Genomic DNA, 23,654 nt, shown 5'->3' with positions numbered 1-23,654 from the left:
GCCATGACCGTTATCCAGGACGACGCCGTCGAAGCCGCATTGGCGACTGCCCAGCCGCGCCATATCGATCTTGCGCGCACACTGATGCAGGACATCCGCGACGGCAAGCTGCGTGTGGGCGACCTGCTGCCAACCGAAGCAGAGCTATGTGCGACATGGAATCTGAGCCGGTACGCGGTTCGTCAGGCCGTACTGAAGCTGTGTAACCTCGGGATGATCAGCCGTCAGGCAGGCGTCGGCACGCGGGTCATCGCGGATCGTCCGCAGACGCGCTACGTGCAGTCAATGGATACGCTGAGTGACCTCGTCCGCTATGCGCAGGGCACGACACTCCAGGTGTCTGCACGTAAGACGATCCAGGCCGACGACGCGCATGCGGCGCTGCTGCGCAGTGCGCCCGGCATGAAGTGGCTGCATATCGCCGGTGTGCGACACGGTGGCGACGCGGCAACGGAGCCCATCGCTCTGGTCGATATCTACGTGGACAAGGCCTTCAGCCAGTTGCCCGGACTGTCGAAGACGCTTGATACGCCGGTCTATACGATGGTTGAAGAACAGTACGGCGTCAGGATGACGCGGGTCGAGCAGGAAGTTCAGGGGCTACTTATCGAAGGCGAACAGGCGCGCGCGCTGCAGGTGAAGTCCGGGTCGGCAGGGTTGCGCATCATCCGCACTTACTTTGTACGCGACAAGGCAATCGTCGTCACAACCGGCGTCCATCCGGCCAGCCGCTTCAGCTATTCAATGACATTCCAGCTGGCCCAGACAGCCGGCTAGGTGCAGGTGCGGAGAGAATCCGGGGGTGCGCGCTCGGTCGCATGGCGCCGGTGACAGCCAACATGCCGCGAGAACGGCGGCACGACACGCTTGCGCGACGCTACGCCTCCTCGATCTGGCCGAATTGTTCCGCAAGAAAATCAATCAGCTTTCGCACGGAAGGCAGCAGGCCGCGCCGCGAAGGGAACACCGCGTGAACGATGCCGCTTTTCGGCAGCCACGCTGGAATGAGCTTGACGAGCGCACCGCTCGTTAGCTCGTCGCTCACCATCATCACCGGCAGCTGGACAATTCCCGCGCCCGCCACGGCTGCCTGCCTCAAGGCGATCATGTCGTCGGTGACGAAGCGAGGCGTATGGTGAACCGCCGCCGAGCCCCCCGGGCCTTCGAGATGCCACACATGCTCCCCGTGCGGCGGCCCGAAATCGAGGCTGGGCAGCACGGCCAGATCGGCAGGCGCAGCGGGCACGCCATGCTGTTCCAACAGCGACGGACGCGCTACCAGACACCAGCTGCGCTCGCCCAGCACCTTCATGACGAGGTCGCTATCTTTCAACGGTGGCGGGCGCACCCGTATGGCGACGTCGACGCCCTCGCCAATGACATCAACGGTGCGATTGGTCGCTTCGAGATGCACGGTGACGCGCGGCGTCTCGGCCATGAAGGCCGCCAGCATCACCCCAATGCGCGCATGCAGCAGCGCCACCGGGCAGGTCAGGCGGACCACGCCTTGCGGTTCCGAGCGGTTCAGCTCGATCGCCTGTTGCGCCGCCTCCGCCTCGATCAGCATTGCCTTGCAATGGGTGTAATAGCGCTGACCCATTTCCGTGACCGTGAAACGCCGCGTCGAACGCTGAATGAGCCGCACACCGAGGTGTTCCTCCAGTACGGCGATCCGCCTGCTGAGGGTGGACTTCGGCATGCCGAGCGCACGCCCGGCCGGCGCGAACCCCTGATATTCGACGACCTGCGCGAAGAAATAGAGATCGTTGAGGTCCCGCATCCGTGCACCCATCGTTCCATTAATGAGACTCAGAGGATAACCCACGACGTCTACCGGATCGGGTGTTGCGCGCCTATCTTACTGACATGCAAACGAGGTCGATGCGGCCTGAACCAGGAATTGACACCATGAAAAAGATTCTCGGCATGTACAGCAACACCAGCTCGCACTGGGTGGGCGACGGTTTTCCGGTGCGCACACTGTTTTCTGACCATACGGTGGGGAGCCACCTGAGCCCGTTCCTGATGCTCGACTACGCGGGGCCGGCACAGTTCACGCCCACGTCAAGGAAGCGCGGCGTCGGGCAGCATCCGCACCGGGGCTTCGAGACCGTGACGATCGTGTACGAGGGTGAACTGGAACACCGCGATTCGTCCGGTGGCGGCGGCAGCATCGGCCCGGGCGACGTGCAGTGGATGACAGCTGGTGCCGGCATCCTGCATGAGGAGTTTCATTCCCGCTCGTTCGCGAAGAACGGCGGGACGCTGGAAATGGTGCAGCTTTGGGTGAACCTGCCGGCCAGGGACAAGATGACGCCTCCGCGCTATCAGACCGTGGTTTCGGCAGACATCCCGACGGTTGCGTTGCCGGACGACGCAGGCAGCGTCAGGGTGATCGCGGGCGACTACGAGGGGCAAAAAGGCCCAGCGCTGACCTTCACGCCGATGGACGTATGGGACGTGCGGCTGAACAAGGGACACACAACCCGGTTCACCTTACCGGCCGGCAGATCACTGGCGCTCGTCGTCCTTCGCGGCGAGGTGTTGGTCAATGGTGAGGAGTCGGTCGGCGTGGCGCAACTGGCCCTGCTCGGGCGGGAAGGAACCGAGGTGCAACTCGACGGTGTCAGCGATGCAACGGTACTCCTGCTGAGCGGCGAGCCCATCGACGAACCGGTTGTCGCGCACGGGCCGTTTGTCATGAATACAGCCGAAGAAATCCATCAGGCCGTCCGGGACTTCAATAGTGGACGCTTCGGGCAGATGGGCGGTGCGACCGAGGCGCACGCGTCCCGCTAGTGTCCTGGCAGGCGGCGGCGTGCACCGGTGCGCGCCGCCGATTTCATCTCGGCCCGCGATGGGTGTCGGAGCCGCCGCCCTCCTCCCGGGGAGCCGGTCAAGGCCGGTCTTCTGTCATTTAGGAATACGTCATGAGGCCCTTAAATAGCGAATGCATTCAGGCGTTCCTTCTGGCCGTCGAATGGCGCAGCATCACCGAAGCAGCGAGACGCCTGAATCTTTCGAAGTCCGTTGTCAGCAAGCGCGTAAGCGACCTCGAACGCGATGTTGGCCAGCAACTGCTGTTGCGTTCGACGCGCAACGTTCTGCCGACGGACGCTGGGCTGGCCTTCTACGAAGCCGCGTCCGACTCGATGCGCCGCCTTGCTGATGCCGTCAATATGATTTCCGACGACTCGAACGGGCTACGCGGCGAGCTGCGTATCACGGCCCCGGTGAGCCTGACGCAATTGTGGCTGGGTGACGTCATCGCGCGTTTCGCCGCAGCCCATCCCCAGTTGCATGTGCTGCTTGAGCTCAACGATCGGGTCCTCAACATTGAAGCGGAGCGATTCGACATTGCGATACGGGTCGCTCGCCTGCCGGACAGTTCGCTGATCGCGCGGCGCATCGGGGTCAGCGAGCGTGTGATCGTTTGCAGTCCCGGCTACATCGATAAACACGGATCGCCCGCTTCACTGGACGACATCAGCGCGCACAAGTGTCTGTGCTACAGCAACGTCCCCGCGTCGCAGACATGGAGCTTCCCCGCCTCCTCGCACGGCGGCAAACCGCGAAAGCTTGCGCCGCAGAGCGTCTTTGCGTCGAACAACGGCGAGGTGCTGCGCAACGCCGCCGTCCGGGGTCTCGGCATAGCCATACTGCCCACGTTCATCGCCGCGCGCGACCTGATTGATGGGCGGCTGATACAGATTCTCTCCGATGAGCGCCCTGAAGACGACATCATTTATGCGGTTTATCCGCGCAGCCCCTTCACATCGCACAAACTGCGCGCCTTTATCGAACACGTAAGACTCGCCCTCCTCGACTGCCCGTGGGACCCATTGGCGATCGTCGCGCCTCTGATTGAAAGTGTATGAACAAACGCACCCGCAGTGGTCCCCCCGTACGAACGCAGCGGGGGACCGGTCCGTGCAGAGTTGCAGGAGAACACCCGTTCGACAATAGCGAACGAAGAGTTTCTGCTTTCCGCACTACCGTTTCACACACGCTTTCCGTAGAGTTCTCCAACGATATACACGCAGCCAAACATGCAATCTTTTGGGTCGTCACGGTGGAGAGTCAACCATGACCGCATCCTCAGCCGCGAGGCCAGGTCGGTCCCAAACCATGAAGGAGGCCTTAAGCCTTTACTGTCGGGCTGACGGCACGCGATTCCTTCACGTATTCAAGACTGTGCTGGCTGTCGTGCTTGCAACAGGCGTCTCGATGCGGCTTGAGCTCTCCGCGCCACGAACCGCGATGGTAAGCGTTGTCATCCTGATGATGCATCAGCACAGCGGGATGGTCATGGCGCGCGGCTTCTATCGCGGACTTGGCATGCTGGTCGGCAATGTGGCTGCGCTGTTGCTCATTGCACTCTTTCCTCAGGAGCGCGTGCTTTTTCTTCTCGCGCTCGCACTGTGGATCGGACTTTGCGTGTGGGGCGCGGCCTGGTATCGTAACTATCAATCATACGGATTCGTGCTTGCGGGTTACGCTACCTGCATCGCCGCGCTGCCGTCCATCGATCATCCGTATGACATTCTGGATAACGTCGTCACGTCACTGAGTGAAGTAACCATCGGGATCGTGTGCGCGAGCCTCGTCAGCGCGCTGATTTTTCCTCAACACGTTAGGGTCATGCTTCTGCGTGTCGGCGCGAGCCACCTTTCCGGTTTTCTCGCGTTCATCCGGACCGCGCTCACAGGACGACTGTCTGCCGATGAGCTTGGCAGCACCCACCTGCGCCTGATCGCCGAGCGTGCGCAACTGGAGAACCTGCGCAGCGCGGCGGTCTTCGAAGATCCCGATCTGCGGATTCACAACGACGTCATGACCCGCCTCGCAAGCGAGTTTCTAGATACGAGTGCGCGATTCCATTCACTTCATCAGTTCCGCCACCGGCTTCGTGCGACAGCAGGCGAGGAAACGGCGAACACCATCGACGCACTGTATGCGACGCTCGCGGATCTCCTCCCCGCTTCGGTCGACCCGTTGCAACCCGACTTGCCGAGGCTCGCGCGCTTTGAGCGCGAGCTTGGCCGACTGGCGGATCAGTTGCCGGCACTTGACACGGCACAACGCCGCCGGCTTATCCACGCCGACATGCAATCGCAGCAACTCGCGGAGAGCGGCGCGGCCCAGATGGCGGCGGCGCTTGACTCCCTGCGGTTGTATCTGCGCGACTTCATCGCCCTTCGTCAACCCGGCGCGGCGCCAGGCCCATCGCATGCGGAGCAGCCGGCGCGCATCGTCACCCGGGCCAACCGGATGGTGTCCTTCGCGGCGGGTCTGCGGGCGACCTGCGCCATCGGCGCGGTGTCGGTCTTCTGGATTGCTTCAGGATGGACGGGCGCATCGGGCGCGGTGATCTCGGCAGCGATTGCAAGCGCGCTCTACTCGATCATGCCCGCGCCGGCGCAGGCAACGCGCCAGATGGTGGCTGGATGCTGCGCAGCCTGGCTTGCGAGCCTTTTCTTCAACTTCTATCTATTGCCGCATCTGGACGGCTTCGCGCAACTTGCGGCCGTGCTGATCCCGTTCATCATGATCGGCAGCTATCTGAACAGTTTTCCGAAGACCGCAACGATCGGCCTTGGCTTCAACATTTACTTCTGCTTTATCGGCAATCTGACGAATCCGAGCGTCTACGCGCCCACGCTCACGCTCGATTCGGGATTTTCCGCGACGCTCGGCATCGGTGCCGCATCGCTCGCCTATTCGGTCGTGGCGCCGTATGCCAGCGACTGGGTCACGGGCCTCTATCTGCGTCAGTTGCAAAAACTGGTCGCCACAGACGCCTGCTACGGAAAGCTGGCCGGCCTGAAATTGCGATTCGATAGCGGCGTGCGCGACTTCGTCCAGCAGATCAGCGTGAGACCCGTGACTGGCCGCTACAGCAAGGCGGTGCTGTTTGCATGGTCGTTCGCGTCGATCGAGATCGGCCGCAACATCATCGAGTTGCGCGAAGCCGGACAGAACACGTCATTGCCCATCGATTGGGCGACGTCAGAGTCGTGGGTCCGCGCAGCGGTCGCCCGCATGTTCGCGACACCGTCCGCGCCTGCATGCGACGACGCCGTGCAAGCCGTCAACGATGCGCTTTCGGTGCTCACTCCGCCCAAAGATAGGTCGACCGGAGAGGCCACAGCGCCTTATGCACACTTGCGCGCGCCACTGAACTTCATTCGCCTGTCGCTGCTGGACAACCTCCAGCCGCTCCAGTCCGGCGACAGTCAGCCTACGACATGACACCGAGCCCCCGTCCTGCTGTTTCGCCATCCTGACTCGACGATACGTTCCAATGCCGATTCGCCTACCTTCCTTCCTCGTGTTGACCAGCGCGCTCCTGCTTTCGGCGTGCGCGAACACTGATGGCATTGTGTCGCGTTCGTCGATGCTCGATGCGCACTCAGTCGCGACGGGCGACGGGGTCCGCGCCGCGCTCGCCGATGCGCAATGGCCGCAGGACGGCTGGTGGTCCCGCTGGGGCGACCCGCAGCTCGACCAGCTGGTCTCGCATGCCGTCGCCGGAAATCCGGAGATGGGGATCGCGCAGGCTCGACTCGATCAGGCCGACGCGATTGCGCGGATCGCCGGCGCCGCGCGGGAGCCGAACGTCTCGGCCAGCAGCGAGTTTTCCCGCAGGCGCTTCTCAGCGTATGCAAACCCGAGCCCGCCGGGCGGAGACACAGTATGGAGCAACGCGGTCGGCCTCGATCTCATCTATGAACTCGATCTGTGGGGCAAGAACCGCGCGACTCTGGAAGGCGCGCTCGATGCGGTCCAGGCGGCGGCCGCCGATGCGCGCGAGGCGCAACTGCTACTCGAGGCTTCGATGGTGCGTGGGTACGTCAACCTGTCGCTGCAATACGAACTGCACGACATCGCATCCGCGACGCTCGCTCGCGAGCAGCGCATCGTCGACATCATGGAGCGCCGCGCGCGCGCCGGCCTCGCGAGCCGGCTGGAACTCAGCGAAGCACGCACGCCACTCGCCGCAACGCGCGCGCAGATCAAACAGTTCGAACGGCAGATCGCGCTCGCGAGCAACCAGCTTGCCGTATTGACGGGCCAAGGACCGGGCGCTAGCGAGCAGTTCGCGCGGCCGCGACTGCGGCTCGACGTTCCGGTTGCGCTGCCCGCCACCTTGCCTGCAGAGCTGGTGGGGCATCGTCCGGATATCGTCGCGCAGCGCTGGCGCGTTGAGGCGGCGGCCAAGGGAATCAAGGCGGCGAAGGCCGACTTCTATCCGAACATCGATCTGATCGCGAGCGCGGGCCTTGCGTCGGCGGCATTTGGCAGCTTCTTCACGCTCGTGAACAACAACGCGATCGACCACTCATTCGGTGCGGCGATTTCGTTGCCGCTGTTCGACGGCGGGCTGCGCAAGGGACGTTATGGCGTCGCGGTCGCCGGCTACGACCTGGCCGTCGACACCTACAACCAGACAGTGCTCGCAGCTTTCCAGAGCGTTGCGGATCAGGTGATTTCGCTGCGCTCGCTGGCTGAGCAGCAGGCCGCCGTGGAAACGTCGCTGCAGTCCGCCCAGGAAGCGTTTGGCTACGCGGGAAAAGGCTATCGCATCGGCATGACCGACTATCTGAACGTGCTCGCCACGCAGACCGAACTGCTGCGGGCGCAACAGAGCCTCGCGCTCGCGCGCGCCGCGCGCCTTGATGCGTGGGCGCAACTCATGACGGCACTGGGTGGCGGCATCGAAACAGGCGCCGCTGCCGCGCCTCAGGGAGGGTCTGCCCATGCCCCGTGAAATCGCTTTCCTCTCACTGCTGGTCCCCGGTCTGTTTCCCCTTTTCATGGGTTGTGCGATGGTGTACTGGCTCGTTGACCGGGCGCTGGCCCACATGGGGCTTTTCCGTCACGTCTGGCATCCCGCGCTGTTCCGCGCGGCGCTGTTCGTCTGTCTGTTCAGCGGCGTCAGCTTGCTGCTTGGCACATAACCGCTTTACCTCCCTTCATCTCAAGACACCATCATGAGTCTTCAGTCGCTGCTTCGTTTCATGATCACGCTGCTGGTTTTCGCCATAGCGATTTTTCTCGGCTACACGCTGTGGAACCACTATATGTACGCACCGTGGGCCCGCGACGGGCGCGTGCGCGCCAAGGTGATCAACATCGCACCAGATGTATCCGGCATCGTCACGGACGTGCTTGTCGGCGACAACGAGAGCGTTCACCGTGGCGACGTACTGTTCCACATCGATCAGGCGCGCTTCCGTTACGCACTCGATCAGGCCGAAGCCCAGGTCGCTCTGCGCAAGTCGGAACTGGACATGCGCAACCAGCAGGCGGCGAGGCGCGCGCAACTCGACGGCTCCGTCATTTCGACCGAAAGCCGCGAGGACGCCGGTGCCCAGGCGCGACAGGCCCTCGCAAACTATCAGGCCGTGCTTGCCGCACGGGACGTCGGGCGCCTGAACCTCGAACGCAGCGAAGTCCGCGCGCCCGTTGACGGCTACGTGACCAATCTGAATCTTTATCCGGGCGACTATGCGGCAGCAGGCGTTGCGCGCCTCGCGCTGATCGACAGTCATTCTTACTGGGTATACGGCTACTTCGAAGAAACCAAGCTGCCCCACGTGCATGTCGGCGACCGGGCGGAAGTTCGCCTGCTTGCCGGGGGACCCGTGATAGCCGGTCACGTCGAGAGCATCGCGCGCGGCATCAGCGATCGCGACAATCCCGCAGGCCCGACGCTGCTTGCCGACGTCAACCCTGTCTTCACGTGGGTGCGGCTCGCGCAGCGCGTTCCCGTGCGCATTCATCTCGACGACGTCCCCGACGGGCAACGGCTCGCGGCAGGCACCACCTGCACGGTGACCGTGCTGCCGCCGCGAACCAGCGAATCGCGGGCTGCGGCACCCAGTTGATATCGAACACGTCGCCCACAAGCCGCTGCGACGGCAGCCTTCCTGCTGTATATGGCGCCCGTATCGCTGTTTGCCGGTGTCTGCGGCGCGCTGCATCTCGCAACCACGTTGCTTTTCAAGCTGCAGTGTCCATCCGGCATTCCAGTTTCCCCGCGCGCAAGCGCAATCTCGCCGCTTGACTGAACAGGAGTCATCTCATGAGTGCACCCGCCAACTTCAATGGCCAACGTCCCGTCATCGATCCCAACGATGCAGCCATGCTGCTGATCGATCACCAGAGTGGTCTGTTCCAGACCGTAAGGGATATGAACGTACCGGAACTGCGCGCCAACGTCACGACGCTCGCCAAGGTGGCGACGCTGGCGAAGATGCCAGTCATCACGACTGCGTCGGTGCCGCAAGGTCCGAACGGCCCGCTAATTGAGGAAATCCATAAGTACGCGCCGCACGCAAAGTACGTGGCGCGCAAAGGCCAGATCAACGCGTGGGATAACCCCGATTTCGTGGCAGCCGTCGAGGCAACGGGCCGCAAGACGCTGATCATTGCCGGTACGATCACCAGCGTGTGCCTCGCCTTCCCGAGCATCAGCGCAGTCCATGCAGGCTATAGGGTGTTCGCGGTGGTCGACGCATCCGGTACGTACTCGAAAATGGCCCAGGAGATCACGCTGGCACGCATCGTCCAGGCCGGGGTCGTGCCGATGGATACCGCCGCGGTCTGTTCGGAAATCCAGCAAACGTGGCATCGCGAAGACGCGCTTCAGTTCGCCGAAGCGTACAGCGCAGTCTTCCCGGCCTACCAGTTACTGATCGAGAGCTATCAGAAGGCCCAAGACGTGCTGAAGAACAACGAGCAGCTGGATTCAGAACGCGCGTAACGTCGCTTGCGGCGGGCATCGGCCGGCCCGGCGGTCGGTCGATGTCTGTTCGTCTGGCATGCTCCACTCGCGTCATGTCGACCAGCGGTCGCTTGCAACATGGTGCGGTGCTTGCCGGACCGCGACACATGTCCACGCGACGCTTCATCCCGGCAGATGATCCGGATGCGACGTCCCAGCGCGAGACACTTCCCGTATCAGCCTACCGAACCGGATCAACCTTGTGCATCACGATCATGCAAACGCCTGCTCTCGCCGCTAACGGTATGGGAATCACCACTCTCGAGTCTTCGGAAGATCGTCTTCTGGTTCGCTGGGTCGAGAGCGGGAAGTGTCACTTTGGAGAACAGCGGTGACGTCTCCGGGTTACCAGTCGCTTGGGCATTTGTGCCCTGTCCGGTCGACATATCCGTCGCGGACAAACGGTTTACCGCCAGGCAGAGCGGCCGCCCAATCACGCAGCCATGATCGCTTCAGAAGCGCTCGATCAATGCCGTTGATGCTCTGTGATCCACAGTGGTGGACGGCGCGACTCGCGCTGCCTACACGGTCGCGTGGATAGCGTCCGCGTCGAGAACCGGAGGCCGAGGGCACTACCACAAGACATACGACAGAAGAAATAAATGGAATTCAAACTGAATGAACTGACCGGCAACAATGACGTGGCCGTTATCTCCCACGCGGTCTGGACGGTCGATCCGGACGCCAAGGTCAATGTCGATGTATCCACAATGGCCGTGGAGATTGATTCGTGGCTGATGCCCGAAGAGTTTCTGGTTGCGTTTGAAGAGGCTGGATATGACGTAAGGATAATGCGCGGCTAAAGCAACAGCCACTGGGTCCGTTATTGACTGATCCGAAGACTGGGCACTACGTTACCCCGAAGGCCGCCTACGATCTCAGTATAAGGAGGTCGTGCCAGCCTTCTTAGCCATGCGTGCCGCAGCGCGCGCACTCTTCACGATGCACGCATTGCGTCCGGACAAGGTAGTTCCGTTCCGCAGCGCCGAACACAATGTTCGGCAAAACGCGCTCACGTTCCGTGCGGCAGTTCGCATATGCTACGAAAGCTGATCAAGTACTTCTGTCACGAAAGAGGCACCGACGGAACCCGCCGTTCAGCAAAAGCTGCCGCCTATCACCACGTGTCGCTCATCAGCATTCACAGTACCCGCGGCGACGGCTTCCGGCACAACCCGCCGGTGCCTGCGGAAGGGCCCACTCACCTCTTAACCGGAGAAATAACCATGGCTAGCGAACCCATTCGCGATCCCGCAAACGATCATCTGTTGACCCCGCTAAACGCTGCCTTCATCGTCATCGACTACCAGCCCGTTCAGGTCAATTCGATCGCCTCGATGGACCGCCAGCTGCTGGTCAACAACATCGTCGGTGCATCGAAGGCGGCTGTGACGTACAAGTTGCCGATCGTGCATTCGACCGTGAACGTGAAGACCGGCCTGAACAAGCCGCCGATTCCGCAACTGCGCGCGGTACTGGGCGACTACCCGACATACGATCGGACCTCGATCAACTCCTGGGAGGACGTCGAGTTCCGCGCAGCGGTGAAAGCAACCGGCCGCAAGAAGCTGATCATGACCGCGCTGTGGACCGAGGCGTGCCTCACGTTTCCCGCGCTGGACGCACTCAAGGAAGGCTACGAGGTGTATGTGGTGGCTGACGCCGTCGGCGGGACGTCCGTTGCCGCGCACGATGCAGCACTGCGCCGCATCGAGCGGGCCGGCGGCCAGATGATCAGCGTCGCCCAGTTGTTCTGCGAATTGCAGCGCGACTGGTCGCGCAGCGAAACTGTTCCGGCCTTCATTGACCTGTTCGTCGAAACAGGCGGCACTGCAGGGATCCAGTTCTCGTACGACCGTAGCTAAACGGGACCCGGCACGGACGCGCATGGCGTCCGTGCCTCGGCCGACGTCGCGAGCAGCAAGTGGAAGGGTGTCGACCGCTTCCTGCGAGCAGGCTCGAACCTTTACCTCCGTTTACGTCATGGCCGACCAGACCGCAAAGAATAAGAAACAGATAACCGATCCGCGGATGCCACGAGGTGGCGACGCGCCACGCGGGGCACAGTTCGCGCGTTGAATCACCGATGGGTAACAGCATATGGCTGACTATTATCTTCTTGCCGGACGGCTCTTCATTGCGCTGATGTATGTACTTAGCGGCATCAACAAGCTCATTTTCTTCAGCCACGGCCTTGAAGAAGTCAAGGCGAAAAAGCTTCCCTTTCCACGCCTCGCACTCAGTTGCACGATCGCAGTCCAGCTCCTATGCGGCCTGGCCATCATCGCTGGCTATCAGACTGCGATTGCGTCTGTGCTGCTGGCGATATTCACCCTGGCAACTGCGGTGGTCTTCTACGATTTCTGGAACCAGCGAGGCACGCAGCGCACCCTTTTCCTGACCGGCTTTCTTGAGCACATAAGCATCATCGGTGGATTCGTCATCCTGATTGCGTCGGGGCCGGGCAGCTTCGCAGTGCATTCCTGACACCTGCAGCAGCATCCGATCGCCATTGAGGAGACGCCATGTCACTCGCCACCGTTATCGCCGAACTCGACATCGATGCACCTGACTATCTCGTCAAAATCGAGGTACGCAATCACGCCCTCCTTGGCGACGAAGGACTACGCGAGGGCGGACAGGGTCGCGGTCCTGCGCCCTTTGCATTCGTCCTGTCCGGTCTTGTCGCGTGTACCGCGGCCACGCTCAGAATGAACATGCAGGCCGGTCTCGGGCTTTCTAGGCGGCCCGCTGTCCGACTGAATTCTTCATCAGATGAACGACTTGCATCAGTTGAAAGCCTGGCAGCGACAGTTTCCACGTCGGACTGCCATCGGGCATTCCGTGGCTCGCGGCCATGGCCGGCACGATGCTGATCGCCCGACGCTCCGACAGAACGCTTGAGCGTCAATGGCACACGGCGATCTGTGCACTGCTGATGGCGCCCTGCTACCTCATGCCGCTGACGCATGGCAACATCGTCCCGGGTCTGGTGTTGCCGACGGGGGCGGCACATTTGCCGGCTTCGGCGCATATCCGGTCTTCTGGAGCATGCCGTCCACTTACCTGTCCACCAATACGGCGGCGGGAGGCATCGCATTCATCAGTAGTCGAGGGGGAATCGGCGCGTTTCTGAGTCCCACGTTCATGGGCTGGTCCGCTACGCGAACCGATAGCGCCTGCCTGGCTACATGTGTCCGGGTGCTGTCATGCTGCTGCGGGCACCTCGACTTACTCGCCGGATTTCCGGCGCGGACATTGCAACGGCGAGCTTGATCATCTCTTCGTCGCCTCTGTCCCTACATGCAAAAGCACTGTTCCACTATGCGAAACTTTTGAAATCAAACACGCGTGACGACGTTAGGATGGAATCTGTCTGAATCCCATCCCCAGCTTGAAGGAGAGCGTCTCAGTGTTCAATCATGAAAGTCTCGATCGCATGTTTCGGCCGCGAAGTATTGCGATCGTCGGCGCCTCGACCAATCCCAAAAAAATTGGCGGCCTGCCCGTTGCCCATCTGCTGCAATATGGCTTTGACGGCAGGATCTTCCCGGTCAATCCGAATGCGAGCGAAGTCCAAGGGCTGCGCGCATATCCGTCACTGGCCGCAATTGGCGAGCCGGTCGATCTCGCGATCATCGCGGTGCCTTTCGCTCAGGCGGAACGCGCGATACGTGATGCGGCAGAGGCCGGTGTGCGTAGCGTCGTGTTGTTTACCTCCGGCTTTGCGGAAACAGGCGACGAGGGTAGTGAAGTACAAAAGCGTCTGGCACACATTGCCCGAACACATGGCGTTCGTGTGCTGGGACCTAACTGCCTCGGCTTCATCAGTGTCCGCGAAAACGTGTATGCAACCTTTTCCGCTGCGCCGGCGCACGCCAGCGCGATCCCGGGTGCTGTCGGCATGGTGTCGCAGAGTGGCGCGTTCGGCATGTACGGCTACATGCTGACGCGCGAACGCAATATCGGTCTGTCGTACTGGATCAGCACCGGCAACGAATGCGATTTTGAATTCTCTGATGCGGTAGCGTGGCTCGCTCGCGATCCCCATACGCGCGTCATCATGGGATACATGGAAGGCTGTCGCGACGGCGAGAAACTTAAGGCCGCGCTGGCGCTCGCGCGCGAGGCCGGCAAACCGGTGGTCATCACCAAGGTTGGAAGGAGTGCTTCGGGTGCGATCGCCGCCGCGTCGCACACCGCCGCGCTCGCGGGTGACGACGCCGTTTTCGATGCCGTGTTGCGGCAGTACGGCGCAATCCGCACGAACACGATTGACGAATTCTTCAATGCCGGCTACGTACTGAGCAAAGGATTCAGGCCAGTCAATTCCAGCGTCGGTGTAATGACGCTGTCGGGTGGCGTCGGCGCGCTGATCGCCGACGATGCGTCGGATGCCGGTCTCACACTGTCTGGCCTTCCTGCCGCAGCACAGGCAGAGATTCTCGCCAGAGTGCCCTTCGCCGCGCCGCGCAATCCGGTCGATATGACTGGGCAAGTGACGTCGGAGCCGGAATTGATGCTGTTCGGCGCGCGCAAGATGCTCGACGAAGGTGGCTACGGCAGCCTGCTGGGATTCTTCGCCGCGGCGGGAACGTCGGCGGCATTCTGGCCGCACCTGCTCGAATTCGCCCGCACCATCCGGTCCGAATACCCACACGTCGCGCTCGTCATGTGCTCGCTGTTCGATGCACAGCGCCGCGAAGCGCTGGAAGAGCTCGGCTGCTTTGTCCTCACGGACCCAAGCGCCGCAGTGCGTGCAATCAAGTATCTATGCCATGGCGTCGGAAGCGTCGCGCGCGCACCCTGCGATCCCGCAACTCCGCGGCTCCGCATCGAAGACGGCGTACTGGACGAACCGGCAGGGCTGGCCGTGTTGCGCTCGGCGGCCATTCCAGTCGTCGCGCACAAGGTGGCGTCGAATGCGGATGACGCCGCCCGGCTCGCGCGGGAACTGGGCTATCCGGTCGTCATGAAAATCGTGTCGGGCGACATTACGCACAAGAGCGATGTCGGTGGCGTCAAGGTCGGTTTGCAAGACGAAACGTCCTTGCGCGCGGCGTATGACGAGATTCACGGCAGTATCGCCCGGCATGCGCCAGACGCCGTCATCAGCGGCGTGCTCGTTGCGAAGATGGTCAAAGAGGGCGTGGAGTGCATTCTTGGCGTTCAGCGCGACCCCGTATTCGGTCCGGTTGTGATGTTCGGGCTCGGCGGCATTCTTGTCGAAGCGATCGGCGACGTCACATTTCGCGTCGCACCGTTCGGTCTCGACGAGGCCCGATCGATGATCGACGAGATCAAGAGTCGGAGGATACTCGACGGCATGCGCGGTCGACCGGCCGTCGATCTGGACGCGTTGGCCCAGGCGCTGGCCGCGCTATCGCAGTTCGCATGGGCCGCACGTGATTCGATTGAATCGGTCGACATCAATCCCTTTGTCGCGCTACCACGCGGTCAGGGCGCACTGGCCCTGGATGCCGTGGTGATCGCGCGGAACAGACCCAACGCAGAAGACCGCATGCGCGAGAGCCGGCTGCCGCCGCAATGCAGCGCCGCGCTCGTCTGACGCAACAACTTATCGAGGAGACATATTTGTGAGCGCAACCAACATCCTGATGGTGAAGCAGGCTCTCGCGCGACACGCCGACGGTGTGTTCACGCTGGGCGGCCAGGGCAATTCCCTTGTCGTCGATCTGGGAGACACGCTGCTGCTGGTCGATGCCGGCCCCGGCGGTAAGATCACTGACACGATGATCGCGCAGTTGCGCGACAGCATCGATAAACCCGTCGGCTATATCGTCTACAGCCATGGACATATGGGCTACAACAACGGCGTCACCCGTTGGCTCGACGCCGCCACACGACGCGGAGAACCAGCACCGCAGATTGTCGGCCACGCGAATCTGCCTGCACGCTATCGCCGCTACCGGGAAACCGCCGGCCTGCAGTCGTACACCAACACGCGGCAATTCCGCAGCCCGTACCCCGCCGAGCCACCCGCGCACTGGTTCCAAATGCCCGGGCTGACCTACGAAAAGCGCCTTGCCCTCGAAGGCAGCGAGCGCAAGGTCGTGCTGCTGCATGCGCCGTCTGAAACCGACGATGGTACTGCCGTATGGATTCCCGAATCGCGGGTGCTTTACGGATCCAACGCGTTTATCAAAACGTGTCCCAACGCGGGCTCGCCGTACCGGATCCTGCGTGATCCCGCACGCTGGATCGCCACGCTTGAACAGTTTTCCGCGCTGTCACCAGACGTGTTGATTCCCGAATTTGGCAAGCCGTTGACGGAGAAAGCCGAGATCGAAGAGGCGCTGACCGTGCCCGTCCAGGCGATGCGCTATCTGCGCACCGAGGTGCTTGCGAGGATGAACAGCGGGATGGTTATCGATGACATCGTGCATGACGTCCCGCTTCCCGACGCGCTTTTCGGCAGCCGCTTTATGAAGCCGGCGTATGGGTGCGCCGAGTTCATCATGCGCGACCTATGGCGCGCGGAGAACGGCTGGTGGAACCGCAATCCGACCGATCTGCACCCCGAGCGTCCCGGTCGCGTGGCGGCCGCACTGCGCCGTGCGATCGGTGACCCGCAGCATGTGCTGGACCGCGCGCGCGCATTGCAGGCAGAGGGCCAACTTCAGCTTGCGCTGCACGTGATCGACGTGCTGGCCAACGACCCGTCGGACGACCCCTTTGCGAAGGACGCCCGCGCGTTGAAGGCGGCATTGTGCGAGGCGCGCGAAAAAACCGTCACATCCGTCGTGTCGAAACACCTGTATCTCAGTTCGGCCGAGGAACTGCTCGGGCTACCGGTCGGCGCATCGGAGCGCGCACGCGGAAACACTGGATACAACTGGAACTAGAGAGAAGCCCGGAGACACTATGCAACCCACCAAGCAACTGACAGGCACACCCGCGACCGCACAGCCGGCGCCGCAGACGGTCGCTAGCCCGACGAAGCAGAATGCTGGCTTCAGCGTATTGATGCCGAAACTGCAACTCACCGACATCGTTCCCGGCGTCCACACGATCGGCGGCCAGGGCAACTCGATGATGATCGAAACCGCACGCGGCATCGTGCTCGTCGACGCGGGGCCAGGTGGCGACATAACCCGTTCGATGATCGCGCAGTTGCGGCTCGTTTCGTCGCAACCGGTCTATGCCATCGTCTACAGCCACGGACACGCAGGCTATAACGCCGGCGTGCGGTCCTGGATGGATCACGCCGCGGAACGCGGGGAACCGCTCCCTATCCTGATTTCTCAGGCGGGCGTGCCTGAGCGGTATCGCCGTTATGTCGAGACGGCCCCGTTACAGGCCTGGCTAAACAGCCGCCAGTTTCGTAAGGCGATGAAACCCGCGCAGCCCGCGCACTTCCCGACACCCGATGTCACGTTCGAAGATCGCCTGACGCTCGACTGCGGTGACCGGATTATCGAACTGATTGCGGCGCCTTCGGAAACATCGGACGCGCTGGCAGTGTGGCTTCCGGCGGAGCGGCTTCTGTACGGCGGCGCCGCAATGATCCGCAGCCTTCCGAACGTCGGCACACCGCTGCGAACCATCCGCGATCCGCTGCGCTGGGCCGACACGCTCGACAAGTTGTATGCGCTCGATCCCGCCATCGTGCTGCCGGAGTTCGGCGATCCGATCAGGGACCCTCAGGAGATCGAAGATGCGTTCCTGATCCCTGCCCGCGCGTTGCGCTATCTGCGCACGGAAGTGGTCAAGCGGATGAACCAAGGCATGAACGAACGCGACATCCTGCACGACATCGAATTGCCAGAGACGCTGTTCGGCCATAAGTTCATGCGGCCGATTTACGGCGCGCCTGACTACATCGTGCGAGAAATCTGGCGAATGGAAAACGGCTGGTGGGACCGTAATCCGACGCATCTGCACCCGGCGCGCCCACGCGATGCCGCGGCGGCCGTTCTATCCGCACTGGCTGATCCGAAGCGCGTGCTGGCCGAGGCCCGGGCACTGCAGAGCGAGGGGGAAACCCAACTGGCGCTGCACGTACTGGATCTGCTCGCATTGGCCGAAACGGACATGCCAGAAGTCAGGGCGGCACGCGAACTGAAGGCGCAACTCTGCCGTGAAAGAGCGACGCAGGTGCCGTCGATCGTTTCCCGCCAGTTGCTGCTAAGCAGCGCCGAGGATGTGCTTGGCTTGCCAATAGGCAGCACCGCCGGTCAGGATCCTGTTGCCGATTTTTCGTGGAATTGAAATGAGTGTCGATATTCAACATCACAATGCGGTGATCAATGGGTTCGACATGCATTACGCGGCCTGTGGACAACCGGGACGTCCATTGCTACTGTTCGTCCATGGGTTTCCGGAATGCTGGTCTGCATGGCGTGCCCAGTTGAAAGCCTTTGGCGAGCACTACTTCGCTGTTGCGCTCGACACACGCGGAATCAACGAGTCATCAGGACCTGACGCGGTATCCGGCTATCGCGCAGGGCATATGGTGCGCGATATGGCGGCGCTGATCGAACGTCTCGGTTACCAGCAGTGCGTTGCGATAGGCCATGACTGGGGCGGTGCGATCGCCTGCGCGTTCGCCCTCGCGCAGCCGGAACGTCTACGGGCACTGGTGATGATCAATGCAGTCCATCCCGGTGTGTATCGACGCGAACTGGTGGAAAATCCTGTCCAGCAGGCCGCCAGCGCCTACATGAATTCTTTCACGTCGGAAGGGGCAGTCGAAAGGATTCGCGCCGACGATTGCGCGTATCTCCTCGATATGTTCTCCGACAACGGAGCATTGCCGTCGTGGCTTGACGGCGCGACACGGCAATCGTACCAGCAGGCTTGGTCGAAAGCCGGGTCGGTCGAGGCCGGAATCAACTACTATCGCGCATCGGCCCTGCATCCGGCGACGCCCGAAGACCCTGGCGCTTCGGCCGTTTTTTTCAACGACGCGGACCTCCAGGTGCAGGTCCCCACCCTGATCCTTTGGGGCGAGCAAGACCGCTTCCTGCTGCGAGGATGTTTGGACGGAGTGGAACAGTACTTTCCGCAACTGCGCGTCGAGCGCATTCAGGAAGGTAGCCATTGGGTCATTCATGAGTTTCCACACAAGATCAACAACCACCTTGCGGCGTTCCTGAACGAACTGAGCGATGGCGACTAAAGAACCTGTACGCCGTGTAGTGAAGCCCGTCACGCGAGAACCTGGCGACCGGCAGTTTGCCAGCACGCTCGAGCGCGGCCTCCGGGTGCTACAGTGCTTTTCTGTCGATTCGCCCGAGCTCGGAAACACGGAAATTACCGTACGCACGGGCTTGCCAAAAGCTACGGTGTCACGGCTTACACACACCTTGGTCAAGCTGGGCTATCTCGAACGCAGTCAAGGTAATTCCGGGTTCGGACTGGGTATGGGCGTACTTTCCCTGGGCTATCCGCTGCTCGCCAGTCTCCAGTTGCGTCGTCTCGCTGCCGGGCCGATGAAAGACCTGGCTGATCTGATCGACGGCGCGGTGGCGATCGACGTTCGCGCGCACCTGAGCGTGGTGGCGATAGAGAGCGCGATCGTGCGAGATGTTCTGGGTGGCAATCCGACCGTCGGACGCGCGCTCCCGCTGCTCTCCACGGCCACGGGCATGGGATGGATGATCGGAGCGAGTCCCGACGAACGTCAGCGCGCTGCCCGTGAACTGGAGCATGCGGAGCCCGGCAGTTGGGCGCAGAGCAAGCCCCGCTACGACGCGCTAAAGAAGCAGTTTACGCAGTTAGGGTATATCAAGCTCTCCAACACCCGCCGTATCAACACTACTGCCATGTCGGTGCCACTTCGCCGTCGGCCGGGGGCCGGACTTATGGTCCTCTCGTGCGTCTTCGATATCAACGAGCAGGAGCAGGAGACGCTCGAGCAGCGCGCAGGCAATGCCCTCCTCACCACCGCCCAAATCATCAACGCGAAGCTGCTGAAGGCCTAAGCGGCGACAACGCGCGATCGTTCCCGCACGCGCATACGTTGCCCCCACCTACCCGATTTATTCTTGAGGAACGTGCATGAGCACACTGTCACCTGATCTCGTCAGAATTCGTGATATCGAACCGGGCTGGCGCTTCGGCTCGGTTTTCGATGTACGCAGGAGCGAAATCGACGGTTTCGGCCACGTCAGTCATCGCGCTCATATCGCCTGGTGCGAAGAGGCGCGCAATGCCTATTTCGAAGCGCTGGGTCAACTACCGTTCCATGCTGAGCGGCCAGGCCCCGTGCTCAAGGAAGTCGGCTTCACGTACGAGAAATCGTTGTGCGCAGGTAGGGAAGTAGTCGTCACGGCTCGGGTCGCCTGGTTGCGCAACACCAGCTTTCGCATGGAGTTCGCCGCCTGGAGCGACGGTCTCGTCGGACGCGGGCACGCTATCTGTATCTGGTTTCGCAATTCCACCAACGCGCTTGTCACACTACCCGACGAACTGCGCATCGCGATGATCCAGACGGATCACGCGCAGGATATCCGGGGGCGCACCAGCGAAGCATGAACGCGCGCAAAACGCGTGAAGTGAAACAGTCGAGGGACGAGACCGTACACGCTAGTTGATAACGCCGCGACAAGTTCATGATGCCCGTAATCGGGCTTCTGGTCCCGTTGCTTTCCGGGCGCCACGTCGTTTCAGCCCGCGCGCCGCATCAAGCTGAAACTCTGTGCGGTCGGACCAGTATCCGGCTGGCTCGCCAGAAACAGTGCAGGCGGCGCGACGTCTTCTGGCTCCTTGATCCACTCGCCTTCGGGCGCGAATTTTTCGCCGAAGTCGGTCATCGCCGTGCGCACCCGGGCCGGGTATCAGTTCGTTCACGCTGATGTTAGCGCTCTGCAGCTCGACCGCCAGTGTCTGCGTCAGCATCCACGTGCCCAGCTTGGAACTCGCGTAGGATGACATGCCCGGATTGGGTCGATGACGCGAACCGGAACCGATCAGGATCATCTTGCCCGCACCGCGCCTGCGTAGATGCGGAATGGCGCCCCGCACCAGCGATCACCGACCTTGCCACGCAGATTCGCGTGTGCCTGAAACTCGCTCATATAGTCTCCTGACATACTGACAACAGCGGCCGTCAGCGCGGCGCCTTGCGTTCAACTGATGGATACTGGAACTCGCGCGACAGATGGGCCGTCCGCGGCTCATACAATCGCAACGTAAGATAGAACGGCCCTGCCGGCGCTGGCAACCAGTTCGCCTGCAATACCGGATCGACCGGTCGCTGCGACGAGATCGCGATGCGCAACCCTCCGTCGCCGTCGTAGCGCATGCCCGGCGTCCGGTCGCCGACGGAATAGCGTCCAGCCGTGTTTTCGACCAGCAGGCAGCTCACCTTGTCATAGGCCGTGAGCGACCAGAAGGCGTCCGTCTGCGGAAGGCCGCCGGCGGGAAAATGCAACACGTAGCCTGTATCGCCGTCGAGCGGTTGGCTCGCGGAATCGCAGTCCGCAATGACGTACATTGCCTCTTCGATGCCAAGCGCGCCAATGTAGTTGAGCGCGACCTGCGCACGTTCGAAATACCGGGTGCCAAACGTGTCGCCGATGTCGACCGGCAGAAACCAACCGCCGCCCAATGCGGACGGCTGCGGCTTCGCCAGTTCCTCCCTGAGCTGCCCGATGGCGACTTCGACGGCATCGCGCTGAGCCTGCGTCATCGCATCGGCGTCACAGTGCGGGCCGATGCCGCACGCCACGAACCGCTCGACATGATGCTTCGCTTCCGACGGTGGCGGATTCTCAGCCAGCGCCCGGTTGACCACGCGCGCGAATCGCACCGGATCGCTAGCGTGTTCGCGCGGCTGGAGTCCCGCATCGATCAGGGAAAGCGTCGTTGCGCGGCTACCTTCGAGCGGAGCGATCACGAACTGATCCTGTAAAGCCACGGCGCGAGCGAGGTCGTCCGGACCATCGACCAGCAGACGCCCAATCATCCATACCGCGTTGGTCGGACACCGCAATGCTTGCATGCCTGGCGGCGTCTCACCTTGCCAATCGGGACCGTGCAGCAGAAACGTGCCTTTCGATGTGCCTGTCGTGCGGCTCCCGATGTAACCAAACGGATTGGTATGGAAATCGAGCAAGCCCATCACGTAGTAGCGTTCGCCCACGTCAGGCACGCTCAGCACCAGCGGGCCAGCAGTCAGATCGAGCCATATGCTCGAATACAGCGTGTCGTTATTGGGCGTAACGACTTCCCTGTTTTGTGGGCCGAGAAGCTGGCGTGTATGTATCCACTCGTTCGCCCAGCGGAACGTCGATTCCGGAGAATCGCCCGCGAACCGCCCCGCGCGATCGCGCCGGCAACACGTCGCGGAACGCATGCGCGCCATCTCATAGAGCGGCAGCGCGAACAGCACGGCGTCGCGGGCAATCGACATCAGTTCATCTGACGATGTGGGCAAGGGGCGATCGAGGGCGTCCGTGGTAGTCGTCATTTTCATTGAAAGTTGATCCGCCGCACGGCGGGGATCGCGTAGCGCCCTTCGAGAAAAGCGGCACGCGGATGGTAGAGGCGAAGAATCAGATAAAACGGTGTCGTGGGTGCAGGTAGCCAGTTTGAGGTGGACTCAGGCGCGGCATGCTGGATGGTGATGCGCAATCCGCCGTCGTCGTCATAACGAAGGCCCGTCGTGCGATCACCGAGGGCGTGACGGCCAAGTGGGTTGTCGACGAAAAAACGATCCGCCCCATACAGCGATAGCGACCACAGCGCATCGACGGGCGGCAGATCGCCGGGTGGAAAGTACAGCTCATACCCGCGCGATCCGTCGAGACGTCCCCCATCTTCATCGAAGTCGGCCATCGCGTAGACGGCTTCGTCCGCGCTCAGCGCACCCAGCCCCTTCATCGCGGTGCAAGCGCGCAGCAAATAGTCCATGCCGTAGCGGCCCAGTTGAAAGCTATAGCCCCAGTTGCGTCGCGCACGGCTTTCCGTGTGGGCGAGAATCAGGCGCATTGCATCATCGTAGGCAAGCTGCAGGCCGCGCCGCGTGACAGGCGACAGCGCTGCGACGTCAACGGCTTCGCCGCAGCGCACGCCGCTGCGCAAAAGTAGGCCAAAGAGGCTCGTTTCATTCGGGCGCGGCGGCACGTCGCGCAATCCATTGAAGAGGTTCTGAAAGAAATCAAGCGCGGGCTCTCCGCTGTCGTGCCACGCGCTCACGCTCGCAGGTTGCCTCTGCTGTGGGCCGTTCAATCGGAAACCAGTGGCAGCGCCTCGCGCGCCGGGCAGATCGTCTTCATCCTTCACCAGCACCCGTCCGAGCAGCCAGACAAGCGGCGTCGGACACGTGATCGCGTATTCGTCGTCCTGCAACGGCACTTCGTCCTGCAACCGCAGCACGTAGCGGCCACCATCGCGGCCGGCGTTGCGCGGACTCAGATTCACGAAGTTGTTGGTGAACGCATCGAGCAGTTCGATCACAAAGTAACGATCCGCCTCGATTGCAGGAATATCGAGCGTCACGGGACCGTTCGACAGATCGATCCAGCCGTTCAGATACAGAAAGTCGTTCGCGGGCGTGACGATATCGCGATCCTCATGTGTCCAGCGGCGCATGCTTGCATGAATCGTATTGAACGGCGCGCGTAGCGCACTCGTCGCATGCGGCGACGTGTGCATGGCACAGGTGCGGATCACCTCTACGAGTGGAAAGCCATAGATCGCGACGGACGTCGCAGCCACGCGAACCAGAGCAGTGCGCGGGTCGTCGTCCAGCGCGGAGGATTCATCGCGTGGGAAAAGCAGGGGTGTATTCATCGTGTACCGTGGTATCAAAGGGCGGAATACGCCGTTCCGCACGCACTCGCTACGACGCGCGATGCTGGCTCCGGCAAAGTCGATGGATTGAAATGCACTGTCA

General features: G+C 62.0%; 22 protein-coding genes and 2 pseudogenes. 19 read left to right on the top strand and 5 right to left on the bottom strand.

Annotation, left to right across the window (positions count from 1 at the left end; genetic code table 11):
- Nucleotides 1-3: 3 nt before the first annotated feature.
- On the top strand, nt 4-777 hold the full coding sequence (locus PQQ95_RS22425; RefSeq protein WP_408440756.1) for a GntR family transcriptional regulator: 774 nt from the start codon (nt 4-6) through the stop codon (nt 775-777).
- 100 nt (nt 778-877) lie between these two features.
- Here PQQ95_RS22425 and PQQ95_RS22420 read toward each other — a convergent pair whose 3' ends face one another.
- Nucleotides 878-1,780 carry a LysR family transcriptional regulator gene (locus PQQ95_RS22420; RefSeq protein WP_408406512.1) on the bottom strand — a complete coding sequence of 301 codons (903 nt, stop codon included), beginning with the start codon at nt 1,778-1,780 and terminating at the stop codon, nt 878-880.
- A 128-nt stretch (nt 1,781-1,908) separates the two neighbouring features.
- Here PQQ95_RS22420 and PQQ95_RS22415 point away from each other — a divergent pair, with 128 nt between their 5' ends.
- The 18 genes and pseudogenes from PQQ95_RS22415 (at nt 1,909) to PQQ95_RS22330 (ending at nt 20,290) form a co-directional block, all read left to right on the top strand.
- Complete coding sequence (locus PQQ95_RS22415; RefSeq protein ID WP_408406511.1) at nt 1,909-2,799, top strand: pirin family protein; 891 nt, start codon at nt 1,909-1,911, stop codon at nt 2,797-2,799.
- Nucleotides 2,800-2,930: 131 nt separating this feature from the next.
- On the top strand, nt 2,931-3,878 hold the full coding sequence (locus PQQ95_RS22410; RefSeq protein ID WP_408440755.1) for a LysR family transcriptional regulator: 948 nt from the start codon (nt 2,931-2,933) through the stop codon (nt 3,876-3,878).
- Nucleotides 3,879-4,086: 208 nt separating this feature from the next.
- Nucleotides 4,087-6,252, top strand: coding sequence for an FUSC family protein (locus tag PQQ95_RS22405; RefSeq protein WP_408440753.1), 2,166 nt, complete (start codon nt 4,087-4,089; stop codon nt 6,250-6,252).
- Between the two features lie 52 nt (nt 6,253-6,304).
- The gene (locus PQQ95_RS22400) at nt 6,305-7,771 is read left to right on the top strand and encodes an efflux transporter outer membrane subunit (RefSeq protein ID WP_408406507.1); all 1,467 of its coding nucleotides are present in this window, start codon (nt 6,305-6,307) and stop codon (nt 7,769-7,771) included.
- Complete coding sequence (locus PQQ95_RS22395; protein WP_408406506.1) at nt 7,761-7,961, top strand: DUF1656 domain-containing protein; 201 nt, start codon at nt 7,761-7,763, stop codon at nt 7,959-7,961. The genes PQQ95_RS22400 and PQQ95_RS22395 overlap by 11 nt, the downstream gene beginning before the upstream one ends.
- A 33-nt stretch (nt 7,962-7,994) precedes the next feature.
- Nucleotides 7,995-8,891 carry an efflux RND transporter periplasmic adaptor subunit gene (locus PQQ95_RS22390; protein WP_408440749.1) on the top strand — a complete coding sequence of 299 codons (897 nt, stop codon included), beginning with the start codon at nt 7,995-7,997 and terminating at the stop codon, nt 8,889-8,891.
- Nucleotides 8,892-9,088: 197 nt separating this feature from the next.
- Nucleotides 9,089-9,769 carry an isochorismatase family protein gene (locus tag PQQ95_RS22385; RefSeq protein WP_408406502.1) on the top strand — a complete coding sequence of 227 codons (681 nt, stop codon included), beginning with the start codon at nt 9,089-9,091 and terminating at the stop codon, nt 9,767-9,769.
- 236 nt (nt 9,770-10,005) lie between these two features.
- A pseudogene (locus tag PQQ95_RS22380) lies at nt 10,006-10,269 on the top strand (DUF3331 domain-containing protein).
- Nucleotides 10,270-10,392: 123 nt separating this feature from the next.
- Nucleotides 10,393-10,593, top strand: a complete 201-nt coding sequence (locus tag PQQ95_RS22375) for a copper chaperone (protein WP_408440746.1) — start codon at nt 10,393-10,395, stop codon at nt 10,591-10,593.
- A 423-nt stretch (nt 10,594-11,016) separates the two neighbouring features.
- Entirely contained in the window at nt 11,017-11,655 is a 639-nt protein-coding gene (locus PQQ95_RS22370) for a hydrolase (protein ID WP_408440744.1), read from the top strand.
- Nucleotides 11,656-11,890: 235 nt separating this feature from the next.
- Complete coding sequence (locus tag PQQ95_RS22365; protein WP_408440741.1) at nt 11,891-12,277, top strand: DoxX family protein; 387 nt, start codon at nt 11,891-11,893, stop codon at nt 12,275-12,277.
- Between the two features lie 38 nt (nt 12,278-12,315).
- Nucleotides 12,316-12,666, top strand: coding sequence for an OsmC family protein (locus PQQ95_RS22360; RefSeq protein ID WP_408440738.1), 351 nt, complete (start codon nt 12,316-12,318; stop codon nt 12,664-12,666).
- A 536-nt stretch (nt 12,667-13,202) separates the two neighbouring features.
- Nucleotides 13,203-15,359 (top strand): acetate--CoA ligase family protein, encoded by a 2,157-nt coding sequence (locus PQQ95_RS22355; RefSeq protein WP_408440736.1) that lies wholly within the window; start codon nt 13,203-13,205, stop codon nt 15,357-15,359.
- 28 nt (nt 15,360-15,387) lie between these two features.
- Nucleotides 15,388-16,656 carry an alkyl sulfatase dimerization domain-containing protein gene (locus PQQ95_RS22350; protein ID WP_408440733.1) on the top strand — a complete coding sequence of 423 codons (1,269 nt, stop codon included), beginning with the start codon at nt 15,388-15,390 and terminating at the stop codon, nt 16,654-16,656.
- Nucleotides 16,657-16,675: 19 nt separating this feature from the next.
- Nucleotides 16,676-18,022 carry an alkyl sulfatase dimerization domain-containing protein gene (locus PQQ95_RS22345; RefSeq protein WP_408440730.1) on the top strand — a complete coding sequence of 449 codons (1,347 nt, stop codon included), beginning with the start codon at nt 16,676-16,678 and terminating at the stop codon, nt 18,020-18,022.
- Nucleotide 18,023: 1 nt separating this feature from the next.
- A complete protein-coding gene (locus tag PQQ95_RS22340; RefSeq protein ID WP_408406487.1) occupies nt 18,024-18,932 on the top strand; it encodes an alpha/beta fold hydrolase in 909 nt (302 codons plus the stop codon).
- A complete protein-coding gene (locus tag PQQ95_RS22335) occupies nt 18,922-19,737 on the top strand; it encodes an IclR family transcriptional regulator (RefSeq protein WP_408406486.1) in 816 nt (271 codons plus the stop codon). The genes PQQ95_RS22340 and PQQ95_RS22335 overlap by 11 nt, the downstream gene beginning before the upstream one ends.
- 76 nt (nt 19,738-19,813) lie before the next feature.
- Nucleotides 19,814-20,290, top strand: a complete 477-nt coding sequence (locus tag PQQ95_RS22330; protein WP_408440725.1) for an acyl-CoA thioesterase — start codon at nt 19,814-19,816, stop codon at nt 20,288-20,290.
- Between the two features lie 131 nt (nt 20,291-20,421).
- On the opposite strand, the gene PQQ95_RS22325 is transcribed toward PQQ95_RS22330, so the two are convergent.
- From PQQ95_RS22325 to PQQ95_RS22310, 4 genes and pseudogenes are all read right to left on the bottom strand, one after another.
- On the bottom strand, nt 20,422-20,568 hold the full coding sequence (locus PQQ95_RS22325; protein WP_408440979.1) for a hypothetical protein: 147 nt from the start codon (nt 20,566-20,568) through the stop codon (nt 20,422-20,424).
- Nucleotides 20,569-20,641: 73 nt separating this feature from the next.
- Nucleotides 20,642-20,734 (bottom strand): annotated as a pseudogene (locus PQQ95_RS22320) (short-chain dehydrogenase); the annotation flags it as partial.
- Between the two features lie 130 nt (nt 20,735-20,864).
- Nucleotides 20,865-22,232, bottom strand: a complete 1,368-nt coding sequence (locus PQQ95_RS22315; RefSeq protein WP_408440722.1) for a DUF1254 domain-containing protein — start codon at nt 22,230-22,232, stop codon at nt 20,865-20,867.
- Complete coding sequence (locus tag PQQ95_RS22310; protein ID WP_408406481.1) at nt 22,229-23,551, bottom strand: DUF1254 domain-containing protein; 1,323 nt, start codon at nt 23,549-23,551, stop codon at nt 22,229-22,231. Before PQQ95_RS22310 ends, PQQ95_RS22315 begins: the two co-directional genes overlap by 4 nt.
- Nucleotides 23,552-23,654 lie beyond the last annotated feature (103 nt).

The sequence above is a fragment of the Paraburkholderia caffeinilytica genome (assembly GCF_046030355.1).
GTDB lineage: Bacteria > Pseudomonadota > Gammaproteobacteria > Burkholderiales > Burkholderiaceae > Paraburkholderia > Paraburkholderia caffeinilytica_B.
The sequence above is the reverse complement of the archived record's forward strand: the minus strand, read 5'-3'. Positions and strand labels throughout refer to the sequence as shown.

What these genes read in the sequence shown, in the direction of transcription:
- PQQ95_RS22370 (WP_408440744.1), top strand. Translation starts at nt 11,017, where the DNA reads ATGGCTAGCGAACCCATTCGCGATCCCGCAAACGATCATCTGTTGACC.
- PQQ95_RS22385 (WP_408406502.1), top strand. Translation starts at nt 9,089, where the DNA reads ATGAGTGCACCCGCCAACTTCAATGGCCAACGTCCCGTCATCGATCCC.
- PQQ95_RS22400 (WP_408406507.1), top strand. Translation starts at nt 6,305, where the DNA reads ATGCCGATTCGCCTACCTTCCTTCCTCGTGTTGACCAGCGCGCTCCTG.
- PQQ95_RS22410 (WP_408440755.1), top strand. Translation starts at nt 2,931, where the DNA reads ATGAGGCCCTTAAATAGCGAATGCATTCAGGCGTTCCTTCTGGCCGTC.
- PQQ95_RS22330 (WP_408440725.1), top strand. Translation starts at nt 19,814, where the DNA reads ATGAGCACACTGTCACCTGATCTCGTCAGAATTCGTGATATCGAACCG.
- PQQ95_RS22325 (WP_408440979.1), bottom strand. Translation starts at nt 20,568, where the DNA reads ATGACCGACTTCGGCGAAAAATTCGCGCCCGAAGGCGAGTGGATCAAG.
- PQQ95_RS22420 (WP_408406512.1), bottom strand. Translation starts at nt 1,780, where the DNA reads ATGCGGGACCTCAACGATCTCTATTTCTTCGCGCAGGTCGTCGAATAT.
- PQQ95_RS22315 (WP_408440722.1), bottom strand. Translation starts at nt 22,232, where the DNA reads ATGAAAATGACGACTACCACGGACGCCCTCGATCGCCCCTTGCCCACA.
- PQQ95_RS22375 (WP_408440746.1), top strand. Translation starts at nt 10,393, where the DNA reads ATGGAATTCAAACTGAATGAACTGACCGGCAACAATGACGTGGCCGTT.
- PQQ95_RS22365 (WP_408440741.1), top strand. Translation starts at nt 11,891, where the DNA reads ATGGCTGACTATTATCTTCTTGCCGGACGGCTCTTCATTGCGCTGATG.
- PQQ95_RS22310 (WP_408406481.1), bottom strand. Translation starts at nt 23,551, where the DNA reads ATGAATACACCCCTGCTTTTCCCACGCGATGAATCCTCCGCGCTGGAC.
- PQQ95_RS22345 (WP_408440730.1), top strand. Translation starts at nt 16,676, where the DNA reads ATGCAACCCACCAAGCAACTGACAGGCACACCCGCGACCGCACAGCCG.
- PQQ95_RS22395 (WP_408406506.1), top strand. Translation starts at nt 7,761, where the DNA reads ATGCCCCGTGAAATCGCTTTCCTCTCACTGCTGGTCCCCGGTCTGTTT.
- PQQ95_RS22360 (WP_408440738.1), top strand. Translation starts at nt 12,316, where the DNA reads ATGTCACTCGCCACCGTTATCGCCGAACTCGACATCGATGCACCTGAC.
- PQQ95_RS22340 (WP_408406487.1), top strand. Translation starts at nt 18,024, where the DNA reads ATGAGTGTCGATATTCAACATCACAATGCGGTGATCAATGGGTTCGAC.
- PQQ95_RS22425 (WP_408440756.1), top strand. Translation starts at nt 4, where the DNA reads ATGACCGTTATCCAGGACGACGCCGTCGAAGCCGCATTGGCGACTGCC.
- PQQ95_RS22335 (WP_408406486.1), top strand. Translation starts at nt 18,922, where the DNA reads ATGGCGACTAAAGAACCTGTACGCCGTGTAGTGAAGCCCGTCACGCGA.
- PQQ95_RS22415 (WP_408406511.1), top strand. Translation starts at nt 1,909, where the DNA reads ATGAAAAAGATTCTCGGCATGTACAGCAACACCAGCTCGCACTGGGTG.
- PQQ95_RS22405 (WP_408440753.1), top strand. Translation starts at nt 4,087, where the DNA reads ATGACCGCATCCTCAGCCGCGAGGCCAGGTCGGTCCCAAACCATGAAG.
- PQQ95_RS22390 (WP_408440749.1), top strand. Translation starts at nt 7,995, where the DNA reads ATGAGTCTTCAGTCGCTGCTTCGTTTCATGATCACGCTGCTGGTTTTC.